Origin of the sequence: Nocardia sp. NBC_01377 (genome assembly GCF_045040005.1) — a bacterium.
GTDB classification, from domain to species: domain Bacteria; phylum Actinomycetota; class Actinomycetes; order Mycobacteriales; family Mycobacteriaceae; genus Nocardia; species Nocardia noduli.
In genome coordinates, this window is record NZ_CP109566.1 from 8,167,361 (window position 1) to 8,184,863 (window position 17,503).

Sequence of the window (17,503 nt, forward strand, 5' to 3'; positions counted from 1 at the left end):
GTTCCTTTCACGCGGCTGCCGGGGCGACGCCCAGCGAAGTGAGCAGTGTGCGGCGAATGCGCTGGAATTCCGGCAGGCTCGGATCGCGTCTGCCGGACAGGTCGACCGGGAGGTCGACCGAGATGCGGCCCTCGTCCAGCACGAGCACCCGTTCGGCCAGGGTGATCGCCTCGTCGACGTCGTGGGTGACCAGCAACACCGTCGGCGTGTGCCGCCGGACGAGTTCGCGCAGCAGTTCGTGCATCTTGATGCGGGTGAGGGCGTCCAGCGCGCCGAAGGGTTCGTCGGCGAGCAGCAGATCCGGTTCGCCGACCAGTGCGCGGGCCAGCGAGACCCGTTGTTGCTCACCGCCGGAGAGTTCGTTGGGCCACGCCCGTTCTCGTCCGGCGAGCCCCACTTCGGTGAGTGTGCGCACCGCGGCTGCGCGCTGGGAGCGCGGCTGACCGTAGAGCACGTTCGCCAGCACGCGCTGCCAGGGCAGCAGAAGCGAATCCTGGAACACCACGGCGGTTTTCGCCGGAACGCTCAGCTGTCCGGAACCCTGCACGTCGTAGTCGAGTCCGGCCAGCACGCGCAGCAGCGTGCTCTTACCGGAACCGCTGCGTCCGAGCAGGGCGACGAACTGTCCGGCCGGGATCTGCAAGGTCAGGTCCTCGAGTACGGTGCGGTCGCCGAAGCCACGGTTCAGGTTCCGCACCCGCACGCCGAACCCGGGCTCCGCGCTCACCCCGCGATGGTCCGTCGCCACGACAGCACCTCCCGCTCGAGCAGGCGGATCCCCGCGTCCGACAGCAATCCGAAGGTGCCGTAGACGGCCAGGCCGACCAGGATGACATCGGCCTGCCCGTAGTTCTGGGCGTTGCTCATCATCTTGCCGAGGCCGTCGATGGCGTTCACCGATTCGACCACGATCAGCGCCAGCCATGCCCCGGTCACCGAAAGGCGAAGTCCGAGAAAGAATCCGGGCAGTGATCCGGGGATGACGACACGTCGTACGAAGGTGCCGCGCGACACTCCCTGCACCTCGGACAGTTCCAGCGAAACGCTGGTCGATGGTGGTGAGCGAGGCGTGGGTCTGGATGTACATCGTCACGATGACGCCCAGGGTGATGAGCACGATCTTGAACGATTCGCCGATGCCGAGCCACAGGATCATCAGCGGAATCAGGCCGAGGGTCGGAATGGCGCGTTTGACCTGGACCGGTCCGTCGACGAGGGCCTCGCCCGTCCGTGAGAGTCCGGCGACGAGCGCGAGTCCGGTGCCGACGGCGATACCGATGCCGAGGCCGATGCCCGCCCGTTGCGGCGAGGCGGCGATATTCTCCAGCAGCGCGCCGTTGACCAGCAGATCCCAGCCGGTGGCGACGACATCCCACGGTGCGGACAGTTTACGTTCATCGATCAGGCCGAAATGCGTGCCTGCCACCCAGGCGCCGAGGATCACCGCGACGCCGAGCAGACGGGCGAACGGCACCGGTTCACGCAGTCCGAGTCTGCGCAGCGGTCGGCGTTCGACGAAGCCGTCGGTGACGGCGGGGCGGGTCAGGGTGATGGTCATTGCGCCTCCTGGGTCCGATACGGAGCGGTCACCGATTCGGCGGCGACTTTCTCGAAGCGTCGGTCGAACGATTCATCGGCGTCGAAGGAATTTTCGAAATATCCGGATTCGGTCACCAGGTCGACTGTTCCCTGTTCCCAGGTGATGGCGGCGTTCCAGTCGTCCGGGAAATAGGGGCGGTCCGTTGTCTCGCGAATGCGACGGCCGTCGTCGGCGCTCACCTGCTGATCGCGCACGTAATAGGCCTGAATCCATTCCTCCGGATGTTCCCACGCCCATACTTCGCCGCGCGCCGTGTCGGTGTGGTCCGGCTTACCGACGACAATGACCCGAGAATTCGATACGGCCGCCCGATACGTGCATTTCCGCCATAGAAGAACTGTCCCGGAGCGCACGATGCCGGTCAATATTCGTTCGTATTAAAATAACCCTGAATCAAACGGCCTTCCGCTCGTGGACCGACAGCGGCGTCCGGAAGACGCCGTGCAACGCAACGGCGGCTCCCGCCATCTCCAGCACCCGGCCCATGAACGACGAGCAGCCGACTACGCCTGCCGGATCAGGACACAGCGCCGAATACTCGCCGACCGTGCGCAGATAGGTCGCCTCGACGCCGTCGACCCGGCCGTAACCGCGGTCCACGATCACGACCGCCTCGGGGTCGAGCAAGTCGATCAGCGTCGCGGCGACCCGGCCCATCGCGGCGGCCCGCTCCAGGAAGAGATCGCGTGCGACGCCGGGGCGGCGTGCGGCCTCGATGAGGTCCGGAATGGTCTCGGCGGCGGCGGTTTCGGCGGCGGGCAGACACGCGAGCGCGCGCCGGAGCAGACCGTGATCGGAGTAGCGCTCGACCGTCGCGGTCTCGCCGCTCTCGCGGGGGCGCGTGCCGTCGATGCCGAGTATGCGGGTGATGGATCCGGCCGCCGAATTCGGTCCGTAATGCACCTGCCCGCCGACCGCGAACGCCGTGTCCACGACATTGCCGACGAACAGCACCACCGAACTCTCGGTGCCGCGCAATCGCCCGTACAACTGCTCGGCGCGCATCAACGCCCTGGTGTGGCTGTCCAATTCGGTCGGCAGACCGGTGCGGGCGGCCAGGTAGCGGCGTACCGGTACGTCGTGCCAGCGCAGCGACGAATGGTCGATCACCGCGCCGCCGCCCCGATCGACCCGGCCGCCGATCGCCACACCGAGGCCGAGCACCCGCCCGTCGGTCTCGGCGCGCACGCGGGCGATCTCGGCGGCGGCGTCGTCGAGGATGTCGTAGGGCGCGCTGGTCCGGTGCGGCACCTTGACGGTGGACCGCAGTTCGCCCGTGATGTCGACCACCGCGACGGTGGTTCTGGCCGCGGCGATATGCACCGCGAGCACCACATTGCCCGCGTCGAGCGCGAGCGGTGAATACGGCCTGCCGATTCCCTGGCTGCGGGTCGTCTCGGGCAGTTCGGTGAGCAGACCCGCCTCCACCAGCGCGCGCGTCTGCCAGGTGACCGTCGCGGGGGAGAGTCCCGCGCGCGTCGCGATCACACTGCGCGGCACCTGCCCCGATTCGAGCACCGTCCGAAGTATCGCCCCCGCGCTGCTGTCGACCATCGCCGTCACCTCTTCACCGCCGCCGCCACGCCACGCCACGGTACGGAGCGAAGCGCAGCGTGCGAACCCTTCAGCGCAGCGTGATCTCAAGGATGGTCGGAGCGCGCACGGCGGGAATGCCGGGAAGGCCCGGAAGGCCCGGAAGGCCCGGAAGGCGCGGTCCGGCTCGCGTCGACCGCGGACAGGATCATCGGTGTCGCGGAGAGCGCGGAACTCTCCTGCGCGGGGACCAGCACGCTGATCAGCGCGTGCGGGTCCGCCTCGTCCCTCGCCATGAGCACCTCGTCCGATAGTTGCCGCGCGCGTTCGATCCACGAATTCACAACTCACTCCTGGGTTCCGGACCGGCCGGGCCGATCCTGATACGCGGGTCAGGCGTGCACGGTGGAACCGCGCTGTAGGCCCTTGGAATCGTAGTAACGTGAGATCGTCGCGCCGAGTACCAGACCGACGGCGAGGCCGAGTCCGGTCATCGTCACCGCGCGGCCGAGTCCGGCCTCGAAATCGGCGCCGAAATAGAAGATGGCGCGGATGCCGAGGAACACCTGGTGCATCGGTTCGAAATTGGACAACCAGCCGAAATACTTCGGGGTCGCCTCGATCGGGACGGTGCCGCCGGAAGAGGGCAGGCCGAGGATGACGAACAGGATCAGGTTCACCAGCAGGCCCGCCGACCCGATCGCGGCGAGGATCGACAATCCGGTGATCCCGACCGCGATGATGGCGAACGCCCCGTAGAGGAACAGCGCGAGCGGATTCTCGATCGGCATGCCGAGCAGATGCGCGATGAGCATGAAGATCCCCGAGACGATATTCGCCACCACGACGAGCACACCCCACTTGACGAGCAGGGTGGTGAACCGGGAGATCGGCGTCGGCGGATAGTGCACGAACCACGGGCCGTATTCGGTCGGCACGAAGCCGAGCGCGGCGTCGACCATGGTGTGGATGGTCATCGAACCGATCACGCCGACCAGGAGCAGTAACAGCGCGTAGAAGAAGGCCGTCAGGCCCTCGCCGGTGCCGCTCGGCAGCGGCCGGTACTCCTCGACCACGAGTTGTATCGGGCTCTGCAACGTCAGCACGGTCGCACCGGTCGGTTCCGTGGTCGAGCCACCGGGCTGGGCTCGCAGCTGGGCCCTGACCTGATCGGTCAACTGTTTGCCGACCTCGTCGTTCACCCGGGGGAACACCTGCGCCCCGATCCGGCCGACGATCGAGGTGGCGAAGGCGCCGGTACGCGGATTGGTCTGCAACGTGATGATCGGGCGCTCGATATCACCTGGCACCACGCTGGCGACGCCGAGGATGCCGAGCCGCTTGGAGAAATCGCTCGGGATGATGATCGCGCCGTACACCTTGCCGGACTGCATCTGCCGTTCGGCTTCGCTGATGCCGAGCACACGCAGGTCGATCTCGTCCTTCGGGACGGACCGCTCGATTCCGTCGGCCACCTGTTTGCCGAGATCGACGCGCTGTTCCTGGCCCGGGGCGCCGAGGGTATCGCCGACGTCCTGGTTCACCAGCGCGATGGGGAAATCGTGCAGATTCTCTTCCGGGTCGACGACGTAGGCCAGGTACATGGTGCCGAGCAGCGTCGTCAGCAGGGTGAGAACTATCACCGGAGCAAGGGTCATCCGGAGCCAGAACCGCGGCCCCGATCGCGTCGCCGCGCCCCCCGTAGTGCTGCCACACCCGGTAGTAGTCACGGTCTCGGACGGTAACAGTCGAGAGGTCGGTATCGGGGCAGCGTCGCCGGTCGATTGCTACCCGAAGTAGACGGCGGTCATCGCCGATTCACTTTCACCCGTAGAATGACAATTGCCCCCAGCCCGCCCGAACAGGGAGCAAACGGTGACCAACGCCGACATGCCGGTCGACAGCGAGTGTCCAACCTCAACCCCTCCGATTTCCGCTACGCCTGTGAATTCCTCGCCGGTGGATATCGATGAGAACGAGCCACGCGAGGAGTGTGGCGTCTTCGGAGTGTGGGCGCCCAGCGAGGATGTGGCCAAGCTCACCTACTACGGCCTCTACGCGCTGCAACACCGCGGACAGGAGGCGGCGGGGATCGCTGTCTCCGACGGTTCGCAGATTCTCGTCTTCAAGGATTTGGGCCTGGTCAGCCAGGTCTTCGATGAGCAGACGCTGGCCGCGATGCCGGGTCATATCGCCGTCGGCCACTGCCGCTACTCCACCACCGGTGGGGTGACCTGGGAGAACGCGCAGCCGATCTTCCGCACCACCGCCGTCGGTTCCGGACTGGCGCTGGGCCACAACGGAAATCTCGTGAACACCGCCGAATTGGCAGGTCGCGCACGGGAACTCGGACTCGGCCAGGCCGTCAAGGGCGGCCGTGCGCAGCCCGCAGCCGCCACCTCCGACTCCGATGTGGTGACGGCGCTGCTCGCGCACGCCGCGGCCGATTCCAGCATCGAGCAGGCCGCCATGGAACTGTTGCCGACGCTGAAGGGCGCCTTCTGCCTGACCTTCATGGACGAGCACACCCTCTACGCCGCGCGCGATCCGCACGGTGTGCGACCGCTGTGTCTGGGCCGCCTGGACCGTGGCTGGGTCGTTGCCAGCGAGACCGCCGCCCTCGATATCGTCGGCGCCGCCTTCGTCCGTGAGATCGAGCCGGGCGAACTCCTGGCGATCGACGCCGAGGGTGTGCGATCCATGCGTTTCGCCAATCCCGAACCCAAGGGCTGCGTCTTCGAATACGTCTACCTGGCCAGGCCCGACACCACAATCGCGGGCCGTTCGGTGCATTCCACCCGCGTGGAGATCGGCCGCCGCCTCGCCAAGGAACATCCGGTGGAAGCCGATCTGGTGATCCCGGTTCCGGAATCCGGCACCCCGGCCGCGGTCGGTTACGCGCAGGGTTCCGGTGTGCCGTACGGGCAGGGGCTGATGAAGAACGCCTACGTCGGGCGCACCTTCATCCAGCCGAGTCAGACCATCCGTCAGCTCGGTATCCGGCTCAAGCTCAATCCGCTGCGCGAGGTGATCCGAGGCAAGCGTCTCATCGTCGTCGACGATTCCATCGTTCGCGGCAACACCCAGCGCGCGCTCATCAGGATGCTGCGGGAATCGGGGGCGCTGGAGATCCACGTGCGCATCGCCTCACCGCCGGTCAAGTGGCCGTGTTTCTACGGCATCGACTTCGCCTCGCGGGCGGAGCTGATCGCCAACGGCGCGGGCACGCACGACAGCTACGACGACATGATCGAAGGTGTCCGTCGCTCCATCGGCGCCGACACCCTCGGCTACATCTCCACCGAGGGCATGATCGCCGCGACCGAACAGCCGCGCTCGCGCCTGTGCTGCGCGTGTTTCGACGGTGACTACCCGATCGCGCTGCCCGCCGAGGCCGCCATCGGAAAGAATGTGCTCGAAGGTGTGCTCACCGGGCAGTCCGAAGCCATGCTGCTGAGCGAGAACGCGAACGCGAGTGCGCTGAGCCGCCCCTGAGTCGAGCTGTCCCCGCACCGAACCGCCCCTGAACGGGGGCAACTCGGAACCGGCCCGGGTGGCCGGACCGGCCCATGGTTCGGTGCCGGACTGGCACAATGATTTCCTGGTCGCGCGCACCGTGGCGCGGCTCTCACGCAGGATCCTCGCTCGCGGGGAGGCGGGGGAGTCGTTATCCGGCTCCGGTAGCGTGAGCAGGCATCTATCCGCCGATTCGGTTTGGAGCTTTCCCCGAAAATGACTGAACAGACACCAAGCGGCGCCTCCTACGCCGCGGCAGGCGTGGACATCGAGGCCGGTGACCGCGCAGTCGAGTTGTTCGGACCATTGGCGAAGAAGGCCACCCGTCCCGAGGTGCAGGGCGGGCTTGGCGGATTCGCCGGATTGTTCGCCCTCAAGGGCGGTTACCGCGAGCCGCTGCTCGCCGCCTCCACCGACGGTGTCGGTACCAAGATCGCCGTCGCGCAGGCGATGGACAAGCACGACACGGTCGGGCTCGATCTGGTCGCCATGGTCGTCGACGATCTGGTCGTCTGCGGCGCCGAACCGCTGTTCCTCCAGGACTACATCGCGATCGGCAAGGTCGTTCCGGAGAAGGTCGCCGAACTGGTCTCGGGCATCGCCGAGGGTTGTGTCAAGGCCGGTTGCGCTCTGCTCGGCGGCGAGACCGCCGAACATCCCGGCCTGATGGACCCCGACGACTACGACCTGTCCGCGACCGGCGTCGGCGTGGTCGAGGCCGATTCGGTCCTCGGCCCGGACCGCGTGCGCCCCGGCGACGTCGTCATCGCCATGGGGTCCTCGGGTCTGCACTCCAACGGCTACAGCCTGGCGCGCAAGGTACTGCTCGACATCGACCGGATGTCGCTGACCGGGCACGTCGAGGAATTCGGCCGCACCCTCGGTGAGGAACTGCTCGAGCCGACGCGGATCTACGCCAAGGACTGCCTGGCGCTGATCGCCGAGACCGATGTGCGCACCTTCTCCCACGTCACCGGCGGCGGCCTGGCCGCGAACCTGAGCCGGGTCCTGCCCGTGGGTCTGTTCGCCGAACTGGATCGCGGCACCTGGAATCCGGCTCCGGTCTTCAAGTTGATCGCCCAGCGCGGCCGGGTGGACCGCAGCGAGATGGAGAAGACCTTCAACATGGGCGTCGGCATGGTCGCCGTCGTCGCACCCGAGGACGTGGATCGCGCCCTCGCGGTACTGACCGCGCGGCATATCGAATGCTGGACCCTCGGCTCGGTCAAGAAGGCCAAGGTAGCCGACGCCGCGCGCGCGGTCCTGGTGGGTGAGCACCCCCGCTTCTGAGCGGAGTCCCCGCCCGCGCGGCGGGGCACACAGAGCGCGAAAGAACCCCGTGGGTGCTACCCACGGGGTTCTCTACGTTGCTCGGACCGGCCAGAATCCGTTGTCCCCCATATGGAGACGGCAATATCGGCATCCGCGTCCCGCATTGTGCGGGACACCGATGTCGTTACAGCAAGCCTATCGACGATCGTCCGCCTGAACGGTGTCAACGTCTGAAGGGGGAGGCCCGCCGGCCTCCCCCTTCAGACGTGAATCCGAGTCAGCGGCGCCAGTCGTCGTGATCGTCGTCCTCTTCCCAACGGGAGGAGGACGCGTCAGCATCGTGCTCATCGGACAGGACCCGACCACCACTCAACGGGGAGGTAGGGCTACCCGAAAGCTCGCGCTGAAGGCTCTGGAAGTCGGTCGGCGCAGAGCTGTACTTCAGCTCGCGTGCGACCTTGGTCTGCTTTGCCTTAGCCCGGCCACGGCCCATGGCTGACCCCCTCGCGTCACTGCGGGGCGGCCTGGGGTTTGTTGGCGGCCCCGTTCGAATTAATACTCTTCCTGACAGACACTTTAGCGTGTGTCAGGCGGTCGCGCTTCCAGGAGTGGGCGAAGAACTCCGGATCGGCCGTCGTTTGCCAGGTTGTCGCCGTTGCGCGCGCTACTCGATGACGCCGGGAATGGCCCGGATCACCCCGACTCTCGCCCCGCCGCCGAGTACCGCGGTGGCCGCCAGAACGGCGTGCTCATCGGTCCACTCGATTCCCATCCGATGCAGAATCGCCAGCGTCAGGGGCATTCGGGCCCGATCGTGACCGTCATCGATCTTGTACGCGAAGGCCCTTCCGTCCGGGAGCGCGCCCGCGTGCACGCCGTCCGCGCCGATCTTGCAGAACAGTTCCGGCGTCGCGCGCATGGCCAGCAAATCCGGTCCGTTGGTGCCCGAAATCACTCGGGGATTCGCCCGGATCGCCTCGGCGACGCGCCGTTGCGGCGATCCGGGGTCGGCGGTGGCCATCGCGGCGAAGGCCCGGGCCAGGTTCACCAGGGATACCGGGATGATCGGAAGCCCGCACCCGTCGATGCCGAGATCGGTCTCGGGTTCGCCGGTCAGGTCGACGACGGTGTCGATCACCGCCTGCTGGAGCGGATGTTTGTCTTCGAGGTAGCCGGTGGTGGGCCAGCCGTTGATCGCGCAGGTGGCGAGCATGGCGGCGTGTTTGCCCGAGCAGTTCATGAAAATCGGTCGCGGTGGTCCGGCCATGGCCTCGGCGCGGGCCCGCTCCTCGAACGGATAGTCGGGCGGGCATTCCAGGGCCGACTCGTCGAATCCGTACCGGTCGAGCAGTCGCCGCACCAGGTCGATGTGGTCGGTCTCGCCGAAATGCGAGGCCGTCGCGATCGCCAGTTCCGCGTCGTCGACCGGGTCGAAACCGTTGCGCAACAGCGCGACCGCCTGCATCGGTTTATTGGTCGAGCGGGGGAAGATCGGCACGTGCACCTCGCCGAGCGCGTGCGTCGGCTCGCCCTCGGTGTCGAGGACGATCACCGAACCGCTGTGCACGCATTCCCGGAATCCGGAGCGGACCACCTCGACGAGTTCGACGCCCATCAGCTCGCTCCCGTCGTCGCGTGCCCGGCGTGCTCCCGCTCGGCGCGCTGAGCCCGCGCGCGTTCGGCGTTCGCGTGCCGGCGGGCGTGGCGTTCGATCTGCATCCGCACGTCGTCGGAGATCGTCGGCTCCTCGGCGGACAGGGTGGCGAGCAGGTCCATATCCGTGCCGTTGAACAGGTCGCGGACGGTGATGCCGTGTCGCGGGGTGTGGACGACGACCACCGGATCGTCGGCGCCGATCGTCCCCTTGCGCAAAACCCGGAGGTAGGCCCCGGTGTCGCTGCGCAGGGTGAACCGTTTGACCCAGTGCTCCTCGCCGGACCAGTGCCCGAAGGTGGCGCACGGAACGCGCGGCGCGCTGACCTCGAGCAGGGTTTCGCCGATCGCCCAGCGCGCGCCGAGTACCGCGTCGCTGACCGCGAGCCCGTCGATGCGCAGGTTCTCGCCGAACCAGCCCGCGGGCAGTTCACGTCCGAGTTCCTCGCCCCAGCGTCGCGCGTCCTGTTCGGCGTAGGCGTACACCGCCTGGTTCGGGCCGCCGTGATGTTCGGTGTCGCAGACGTGATCGCCTTCGAGCCCGAGCGCGCGCACCTCGACCCGGCCCGGTCGCGGGCGTTTGTCGATCGCGGTCCGGCCGATCCTGGTCGGCATCTCGAGTTCGGCGTGCACGGTGCACACCGCCAGCACGCGGGGGATTTCATCGGACATCGGCCCGGACCCTCTCGTCACACGATCGCTGAAGGGGACGCCGGGCCCCCTCAGCGCCACTGTCGCGGCGCACCGGGGGGTTCATCGCCCACGTAGCCGGTCGATGGCGAGTCTGCCCGCCTGCGGGGCGTCGTCGTCGGGTACCGAATCCGGATCGATGGCCGCGGCCGCCGAACCCGCCGTGAGCGGGGTGTCGGCGGGAATGCTCCGCTTGACCAGGGCCAAGGCGATCGGACCGAATTCGTAGTGGTCGATGACGGTGCCGACCCGGCCGATGGTCCTGCCGCCCGCGGTGACGTCGTCGCCGACGGCCGGGCGCTCGTCCGCCGAACCGTCCAGGTGCAGGAGTACGAGGTTGCGCGGTGGTTTGCCGAGGTTGTGCACCCGGGCCACCGTCTCCTGGCCTCGATAACAGCCCTTGTCCAAGTGGACCGCGCCGAATTCGGTGACGCCGCCGATCCAGCGCGCCTCGTGCGGAATGGTGCGTTCGTCGGTGTCGAGGCCGATCCTGGGCCGAACGGCCGCGACGCGCAGCGCCTCGAAGGCCCACATGCCCGCAGGTTCGGCGCCCGCGTCGGTCAGCCGCGACCACCAGGCAGCGAGCCGTTCGCGCGGGACGATCAGATCGAAGGAGTCGGCGCTCGGCCACGGCATCCGGCGCAGGAAGCCGCCGCCCTCGAGCGGCACGGCCTCGTAGACGCCGGGCAGTTCGTCCAGGCCGAGCGTTTCGGTCAGCGCCGTCACCCGGGGGCCGAGCAGGCTCAGCACCGCGTAACCGCTCGCCTCGGCCGGTTTCGCGTCGGCCCAGAAGACCATCTTGCTCAGGAAGGACAGCAGTTCGGGGCCGCGGTCGGCCTCGGTGTCGATCCACACCGTCGCGTCGAGATCGGTGAGTACGAAATGGTGCAGTACCCGGCCGTTGAGATCGAGATCGAGATTCTCCGCGGACTGCCGGTCGGCGAGATTCGCGACGTGCTGGCTGGTGATGGTGTGCAACCAGCTGAGCCGTTCGGCGCCGGTGATGTTCAGGACGAAGCGATGCGACCGGTCCACGATCGCGACCCGCTCGGCGGCGGCCTTCTGCTCCCCGAACGGATCACCGTAATGCCACGCGACCGCGGCATCGGGCGAACCGGGCGTACCCGGGACAGCGCCCGAGACGGAAAGGATGGGGCTGGGCACGACATCCACCGACACATCAACCACTGTAGGCGTCCGCGGATCGGTCCGCTGAGAAGACCCTCCCGCATCCGGTGAGCAAACGACACGGCGGCAGCTCACCGAGGTATTCGGGATATCGCGAGTGTCGCGTGGTCCCCGTGACGCTCGGCGCGTATCAGCCACGCCGCCCGTGGATTTCGTGTGATCAGGGTGACGCCAGGGACATCTGGGGATCGAAACGCCGCGCGCCGGGCGAATAACCGGATGACTGCGTCCCGCTTGAAGACGTGGGGAGCCTCACTGGCCTACGCTCATCGCATGGTAGATCGGGTTCTTGTAACACTCGACGGCGTGGTCCGAGATGCGGACGCGCCGTTACTGTTTGCCGACGACATCGGGGTGCTGCGCGGCGATGGCGTTTTCGAGACAGTGCTGGTGCGCGGCGGGTCGGCCTGCGCGATCGAATTCCACCTCGGAAGACTGCGCCGTTCGGTCCAGGCGCTGGACCTACCCGAACCCGAACTCGGCCGTTGGCGCGAGGCGGTGGAGATCGCGGCCAAGGAGTGGGGCTCCGATCGCGAGGGCATGATGCGACTGGTGCTCACGCGCGGTCGTGACACCGAATTCTTCGGCGGGCGCTCCAGCGTCACCTCCGGGGATCTCGCCGCGGCGGTGCCCGTCCCCACCTCCTACGTGCTCGTCCTTCCGGTACCGGAACGGGTGGAGCAGGCCAGGACCGATGGGGTCAAGGTCGTCAGCCTGTCGCGCGGCATCTCGATCGATCTCGCCCAGGCCGCGCCGTGGCAGTTGCTCGGCGCGAAAACCCTGTCCTACGCGACGAATATGGCCGCGCTGCGTTTCGCGCACCGCATGGGCGCCGACGACGTGATCTTCACCAGCACCGAGAACCGGGTGCTCGAAGGTCCGCGTTCGACGGTGGTGATCGCGCGGGACAAGACCCTGATCACCCCGCCCGCCAAGAACGGCGTGCTGCCGGGCGTCACCCAGCGCGCGCTGTACATCGAAGCGGAGCGGGCGGGGTGGGAATGCAAATACAGCCAGTTGTTCACCGCCGATCTGCTCACCTGCGACAGCATCTGGATGCTGTCGAGTATCACCCTGGCGGCGCGGGTCAACTCGCTCGACGGGCTGCGGATGATGGCGCCGGACAACGCGCAGGAGATCATCGAACTGGTGGACAGGTCGGTCGAGCGCGCGGGCGCCATCGGCGATTGGTGAACCCGAGGTGCGGGCGAGCCCCGGTTCGGCACCTGGAACGGGGCTTACGCACGGTGTGGGCGGCGACACGGTCGATCGGTGGCGTGTCGTGAGTTGAACCACGTTGCGGCATCATTCCTCCGGCCTATGATTACTACGTCATGTCGTAGATCGCCGGGAGGGTCGTATGAGCGAACGCAATCAGCGAATGTGCCCACGTCCGACACCTGTGCTCGATCCGAGTGACAGCGAGGCAGGCGCATGAGCGTCCTCGACCTCTCGCGGTGGCAATTCGGCATCACCACCGTGTATCACTTCATCCTGGTTCCCCTCACCATCGGGCTCGCGCCGTTGGTCGCGGCCATGCAGACCGCGTGGGTCGTCACCGGCAATGATTACTGGTACCGGCTGACCAAATTCTTCGGCAAACTCTTCCTGATCAATTTCGCCCTCGGCGTCGCGACGGGCATCGTGCAGGAATTCCAGTTCGGGATGAACTGGAGCGAATACTCCCGCTTCGTCGGCGACGTCTTCGGCGCACCGCTGGCGCTGGAGGCCCTCGTCGCCTTCTTCCTCGAATCGACCTTCCTCGGCCTGTGGATATTCGGGTGGACCCGGCTGCCGAAACTGCTGCACCTGGCGGCCATCTGGATGGTCGCGATCGGCGTCAACGCCTCGGCCTATTTCATCGTCGCCGCCAACTCGTTCATGCAGCATCCGGTCGGCGCGCGGTACAACCCGGAACGCGGACGCGCCGAACTCACCAGCATCTGGGAAGTTCTCACCAACAACACCACCCTCGCGGCGTTCCCCCACGTCGTCGCGGGAGCGTTCCTCACCGCGGGCACCTTCGTGGCGGGCATCGCCGGTTGGTGGATGGTGCGCAACGCGCGCAGCGGCGACGGGACGCGTATCGCCGAGGCGCGCACGATGTGGCGTTCGGGCGGGCGCGTCGGTATGTGGGTGATCGTGGTGTCGGGTGTCGCGCTGTTCTTCACCGGCGATATCCAGGGCAAGCTGATGTTCGAACAGCAGCCGATGAAGATGGCGTCGGCGGAATCGTTGTGCCACACCGCGACCAATCCGGATTTCTCCGTACTGACGGTGGGCACGCACAACAACTGCGACAGCGTCACCCACGTCATCGAAGTCCCGTATGTACTGCCCTATCTCGCCGAAGGGAAATTCAGCGGCGTCACCCTCGAGGGTGTCCAGGATCTCCAGCAGGCCTACGTCGAGAAATTCGGGCCAGGCGACTATCGGCCGAATCTGTTCGTCACCTACTGGTCGTTCCGCGCCATGATCGGGCTGTCCGCGGGCGCGATCCTGCTGTGGCTGGTCGGCATGTGGCTGACGAGGGGTGGGCGGATCACCGATAAACGCTGGTACTCGTGGCTGTGCCTGATCGCCATCCCGACGCCGTTCCTGGCCAACAGCGCGGGCTGGGTCTTCACCGAGATGGGCCGTCAGCCCTGGGTGGTCGTCCCGAATCCGACCGGCGACCAGAATCTGCGGCTGATGGTGCAGGACGGCGTCTCCGATCACGCGTCGGGCACCGTCATCACCTCGCTGGTGGTTTTCACGCTGCTCTACGGCGCGCTCGCGGTGGTGTGGTTCTACCTCATGCGCCGCTACGTGATCGCGGGTCCGGAAGAAGCGTCGAGTGCCGCCCCACCCGGCGGACCCGACGACCCCGACGACACTCCCGGCCGACATCGCGCGGAAGAACCTGCCGTCGAACAGCTTTCGTTCGCCTACTGATGCCGACCCCCGGCCATCGTCCTAGGAGTCGATGATGAATCTGCAAGAGTTCTGGTTTCTGCTGATCGGCGTGTTGTTCACCGGCTACTTCGTGCTGGAGGGTTTCGACTTCGGCGTCGGCATGCTCATGCCCGTCCTCGGGAAGGGCAGCGACGCCAGGCGGCGCGTGGTCCTCAACACCATCGGACCGGTGTGGGACGGCAACGAAGTGTGGTTGCTCACCGCGGGCGGAGCGATGTTCGCGGCCTTCCCCGAGTGGTACGCGAGCCTGTTCTCCGGCTTCTACCTCGCACTGCTACTCGTGCTCGTCGCCCTGATCGTGCGGGTCTGCGCCATCGAATACCGCAGCAAGATCGACGACCCGCGCTGGCGCGGCTGGTGCGACGCCGGCATCGGAATCGGTTCCTGGGTACCGGCATTGGCGTGGGGCTGGATCTTCGGCAATGTGGTGCACGGGGTGCCGCTGGAAGCGGACAAGAACATCGGCGGATCGGTCGGTGACCTGTTCGGTCCCTACGCGCTGCTCGGCGGCCTGACCACCGGACTGCTGTTCGCGCTGCACGGGGCGATCTTCATCAACCTCAAGACCGGCGGCGAGGTGCGCGCCGATTCGCTGCGGATCGCGCGTCTGCTGCTGGTGCCGACCGCGGTGGTCGTCGCCGCCTTCGGCATCTGGACCCAACTCGCGCACGGCACCGGCTGGACCTGGATTCCGTTGGCGGCGGCCGTCATCGGGCTCGTCATCGCCGCGTTCTCGGTGCTCGCCGGACGCGACGGCTGGGCGTTCACCGGCACCACCGTCACCATCGCCGCCGCCACCGTCCTGCTGTTCGGCTCGCTGTTCCCGAACGTGCTGCCCTCCACCATCAGCGACGCCTTCAGCCTCACCGTCGACAACGCGTCGTCGACGCCCTACACCCTGAAGGTGATGAGCTGGGCGGCGGTCATCGTCACCCCGGTGGTGCTGGGCTATCAGGGCTGGACGTACTGGGTGTTCCGCAAACGCATCACCGTCGAACAGATCCCGGCCCCCATCGGCCTGCCGCTGGGGCGGGGCGCGGACGGTTAGGCCATGGCGCGTCCACCCGTCGACCCCCGCCTGTGGAAGTACGCCCGCTCGGCGCGCCCGTATCTGGCGCTGAGCGTCGGGTTGTCGGTGGTGATCACGGGCTGCATCGCCGTCACCGCCGTCACCCTCGCGCGGGTGCTCGCCGGAGTGATCACCGATCCGGGGCGGCGTTCGCTCGGCGGGTGGAGCGTCGAATTCGTCGTCATCGCCGCCGCGATCACCGTTCGGGTGCTCGCCACCTGGTGGCAGTCGCGCTCGGCGCACCGGGCGGGCGCGACCGTGGTGACCGAACTCGAGACCGCCGTCCTCGCGGCGGGAGCCGAACTCCCACCGCGCGAACTCGATACCCGCCGCGGTGAACTCGCCGTGGTCGTCAGCACCGGACTGAGCGGCCTGCGCGCCTACCTCACCGGGTACCTGCCCGCCCTGCTGCTCGCCTGCCTGGTGCCACCGATCGTGCTGATCGTCATCGCCGTCCACGACCCGATCTCCGGCGCGATAGCCGTGGTGACCCTGCCCCTGATCCCGGTCTTCATGATCCTCATCGGCTACCTCACCCAGGGCCGCGCCGCCGCCACGTTGACCGCGACCACCCGGCTGTCGGAGCAGCTGCTCGACCTGTTCGCCGGGATGCCGACCCTGCGGGCGCTCGGGCGCGAGACCGCCCCCGGCTCCACCGGACATTCTCCGCGCGCCGACGCCGGAAAGCCGACATCGGACGGCGAGAATGTCCACTCCGGCCGGACCATGGAACCCCGCGTGCACGCCCTCGGCGACTCCCTGCGCCTACGCACCATGCGCGCCCTGCGCATCGCGTTCCTGTCCTCGATGGTGCTGGAGTTGCTCGCCACGCTCAGCGTCGCCCTGATCGCCGTCTCCATCGGCCTGCGGCTGGTCTACGGGGGGATGAGTCTGTACGCCGGACTGGTCGCGCTGATCCTCGCGCCGGAGGTCTACCTGCCGTTGCGCACGGTCGGCGAGCGGTTCCACGCGGCGCAGGACGGCATGGCGGCGGCCGATCGGGCGTTCGCGGCGCTGGAACCTTTCGCTGACGACGGCGCGGAGTCTCCCGTGCGCCGGTCGGCCCGACCGGTCGAGGCTGTGCCGTCAGCCGAATCGGGGCGATCGCTCGTGGATCGCGAGCCCGGAGGTACCGAGGATGCCAGGTCGACCGCCGCGGCCGCGCTCATCGAAATCGCCGATCTGTCCGTGCGCGCCCGGCAGGGTTGCGCGCCCGCCGATCTGTCCGCGGTGTTGCGACCCGGCGCGGTCACCGTCCTGGCCGGGCCGAACGGCAGCGGGAAATCGACAGCCATCCAAGCCCTTCTGGGACTGATCGCGCCGCATCACGGGCGCGTCACCGTCGACGGCGTGGATGTGCGGGACCTCGACCCGGACACCTGGTGGGCGCGGGTCGCGTGGTTACCGCAGCGCCCGGTACTCGTCCCCGGCACCCTGCGCGAGAATCTGGAACTCTTCGGCGCTCGCGTCACCGACTCCTCGGCCCACGGTGCCGCCCGAATTCTCGATGATCTCGAAGCCACCTGCCTCGCCACCGGATTCGACGCCGTTCTCGACGAACTGCCGCACCGGTGGGACACCGTCGTCGGCGCCGGGGGGCTGGGGCTGTCCCTCGGTCAACGTCAACGTCTGGCCCTGACCCGGGTACTCGCCGCCGACCGCGCCGTACTCCTGCTCGACGAACCCACCGCCCACCTGGACTCCGACACGGAAGCGACTGTTCTCGCCGCACTGCGCGACCGGGCATGCGCGGGCGCGACGGTCATCGTGGTCGGTCACCGTCCTTCCGTCCTCGCCGCCGCGGACCATATCGTCCGGGTCGAGGCGACGGCACTCGATTTCGCCGCGGGGGTGACCCCGTGACCGATTCCGACCGGCACAGCGCGACGCGGGATTCGCTGCGTCGCGGTGATGACTTCGTGGCGCCTTCGGTCCGGCTCGGTGCAGCTGGGGGTTCGGTGGGCGGTGGTGGTGGTGACGGTGATCCGATCCCTTCGGGAGGAGACCGTCCGACAGGGGATTCGCTG

The 17,503-nt window shown here is 67.6% G+C and carries 16 protein-coding genes; 6 read left to right on the forward strand and 10 right to left on the reverse strand.

Annotated elements, in window-relative coordinates:
• Positions 1–7: 7 nt before the first annotated feature.
• From OG225_RS37615 to OG225_RS37640, 6 genes are all read right to left on the reverse strand, one after another.
• The gene (locus OG225_RS37615) at positions 8–748 is read right to left on the reverse strand and encodes an ABC transporter ATP-binding protein (RefSeq protein WP_405179438.1); all 741 of its coding nucleotides are present in this window, start codon (positions 746–748) and stop codon (positions 8–10) included.
• Positions 724–1,023 carry an ABC transporter permease gene (locus OG225_RS37620; RefSeq protein WP_405179439.1) on the reverse strand — a complete coding sequence of 100 codons (300 nt, stop codon included), beginning with the start codon at positions 1,021–1,023 and terminating at the stop codon, positions 724–726. The genes OG225_RS37615 and OG225_RS37620 overlap by 25 nt, the downstream gene beginning before the upstream one ends.
• A gap of 531 nt (positions 1,024–1,554) precedes the next feature.
• Positions 1,555–1,965, reverse strand: coding sequence for a hypothetical protein (locus OG225_RS37625; RefSeq protein ID WP_405179440.1), 411 nt, complete (start codon positions 1,963–1,965; stop codon positions 1,555–1,557).
• 28 nt (positions 1,966–1,993) lie between these two features.
• Positions 1,994–3,154 (reverse strand): ROK family transcriptional regulator, encoded by a 1,161-nt coding sequence (locus OG225_RS37630; protein ID WP_405179441.1) that lies wholly within the window; start codon positions 3,152–3,154, stop codon positions 1,994–1,996.
• A gap of 86 nt (positions 3,155–3,240) precedes the next feature.
• Positions 3,241–3,477 carry a hypothetical protein gene (locus OG225_RS37635; RefSeq protein ID WP_405179442.1) on the reverse strand — a complete coding sequence of 79 codons (237 nt, stop codon included), beginning with the start codon at positions 3,475–3,477 and terminating at the stop codon, positions 3,241–3,243.
• Between the two features lie 48 nt (positions 3,478–3,525).
• Entirely contained in the window at positions 3,526–4,791 is a 1,266-nt protein-coding gene (locus OG225_RS37640; protein WP_405179443.1) for a YhgE/Pip domain-containing protein, read from the reverse strand.
• 217 nt (positions 4,792–5,008) lie between these two features.
• Here OG225_RS37640 and purF point away from each other — a divergent pair, with 217 nt between their 5' ends.
• The gene (gene purF, locus OG225_RS37645; protein WP_405179444.1) at positions 5,009–6,628 is read left to right on the forward strand and encodes an amidophosphoribosyltransferase; all 1,620 of its coding nucleotides are present in this window, start codon (positions 5,009–5,011) and stop codon (positions 6,626–6,628) included.
• 237 nt (positions 6,629–6,865) lie between these two features.
• Entirely contained in the window at positions 6,866–7,939 is a 1,074-nt protein-coding gene (gene purM / locus OG225_RS37650; protein ID WP_405179445.1) for a phosphoribosylformylglycinamidine cyclo-ligase, read from the forward strand.
• Between the two features lie 259 nt (positions 7,940–8,198).
• Here purM and OG225_RS37655 read toward each other — a convergent pair whose 3' ends face one another.
• From OG225_RS37655 to OG225_RS37670, 4 genes are all read right to left on the reverse strand, one after another.
• Positions 8,199–8,414 carry a DUF3073 domain-containing protein gene (locus OG225_RS37655; protein WP_109525231.1) on the reverse strand — a complete coding sequence of 72 codons (216 nt, stop codon included), beginning with the start codon at positions 8,412–8,414 and terminating at the stop codon, positions 8,199–8,201.
• A 171-nt stretch (positions 8,415–8,585) separates the two neighbouring features.
• Positions 8,586–9,536, reverse strand: a complete 951-nt coding sequence (locus tag OG225_RS37660; RefSeq protein WP_405179446.1) for an asparaginase — start codon at positions 9,534–9,536, stop codon at positions 8,586–8,588.
• Positions 9,536–10,246: an MOSC domain-containing protein gene (locus OG225_RS37665; RefSeq protein WP_405179447.1), complete on the reverse strand. Its 711-nt coding sequence runs from the start codon at positions 10,244–10,246 to the stop codon at positions 9,536–9,538. The genes OG225_RS37660 and OG225_RS37665 overlap by 1 nt, the downstream gene beginning before the upstream one ends.
• 81 nt (positions 10,247–10,327) lie before the next feature.
• Positions 10,328–11,443: a YgfZ/GcvT domain-containing protein gene (locus tag OG225_RS37670; protein ID WP_405179448.1), complete on the reverse strand. Its 1,116-nt coding sequence runs from the start codon at positions 11,441–11,443 to the stop codon at positions 10,328–10,330.
• Positions 11,444–11,725: 282 nt separating this feature from the next.
• Here OG225_RS37670 and OG225_RS37675 point away from each other — a divergent pair, with 282 nt between their 5' ends.
• The 4 genes from OG225_RS37675 to OG225_RS37690 all read left to right on the forward strand — a co-directional run bounded on the left by OG225_RS37675 (position 11,726) and on the right by OG225_RS37690 (position 17,339).
• Positions 11,726–12,646 (forward strand): aminodeoxychorismate lyase, encoded by a 921-nt coding sequence (locus tag OG225_RS37675; RefSeq protein ID WP_405179449.1) that lies wholly within the window; start codon positions 11,726–11,728, stop codon positions 12,644–12,646.
• Positions 12,647–12,886: 240 nt separating this feature from the next.
• Positions 12,887–14,386 (forward strand): cytochrome ubiquinol oxidase subunit I, encoded by a 1,500-nt coding sequence (locus tag OG225_RS37680; protein ID WP_405179450.1) that lies wholly within the window; start codon positions 12,887–12,889, stop codon positions 14,384–14,386.
• 34 nt (positions 14,387–14,420) lie between these two features.
• Complete coding sequence (gene cydB / locus OG225_RS37685; protein WP_405183498.1) at positions 14,421–15,455, forward strand: cytochrome d ubiquinol oxidase subunit II; 1,035 nt, start codon at positions 14,421–14,423, stop codon at positions 15,453–15,455.
• A gap of 3 nt (positions 15,456–15,458) precedes the next feature.
• A complete protein-coding gene (locus OG225_RS37690; protein WP_405179451.1) occupies positions 15,459–17,339 on the forward strand; it encodes an ABC transporter ATP-binding protein/permease in 1,881 nt (626 codons plus the stop codon).
• Positions 17,340–17,503 lie beyond the last annotated feature (164 nt).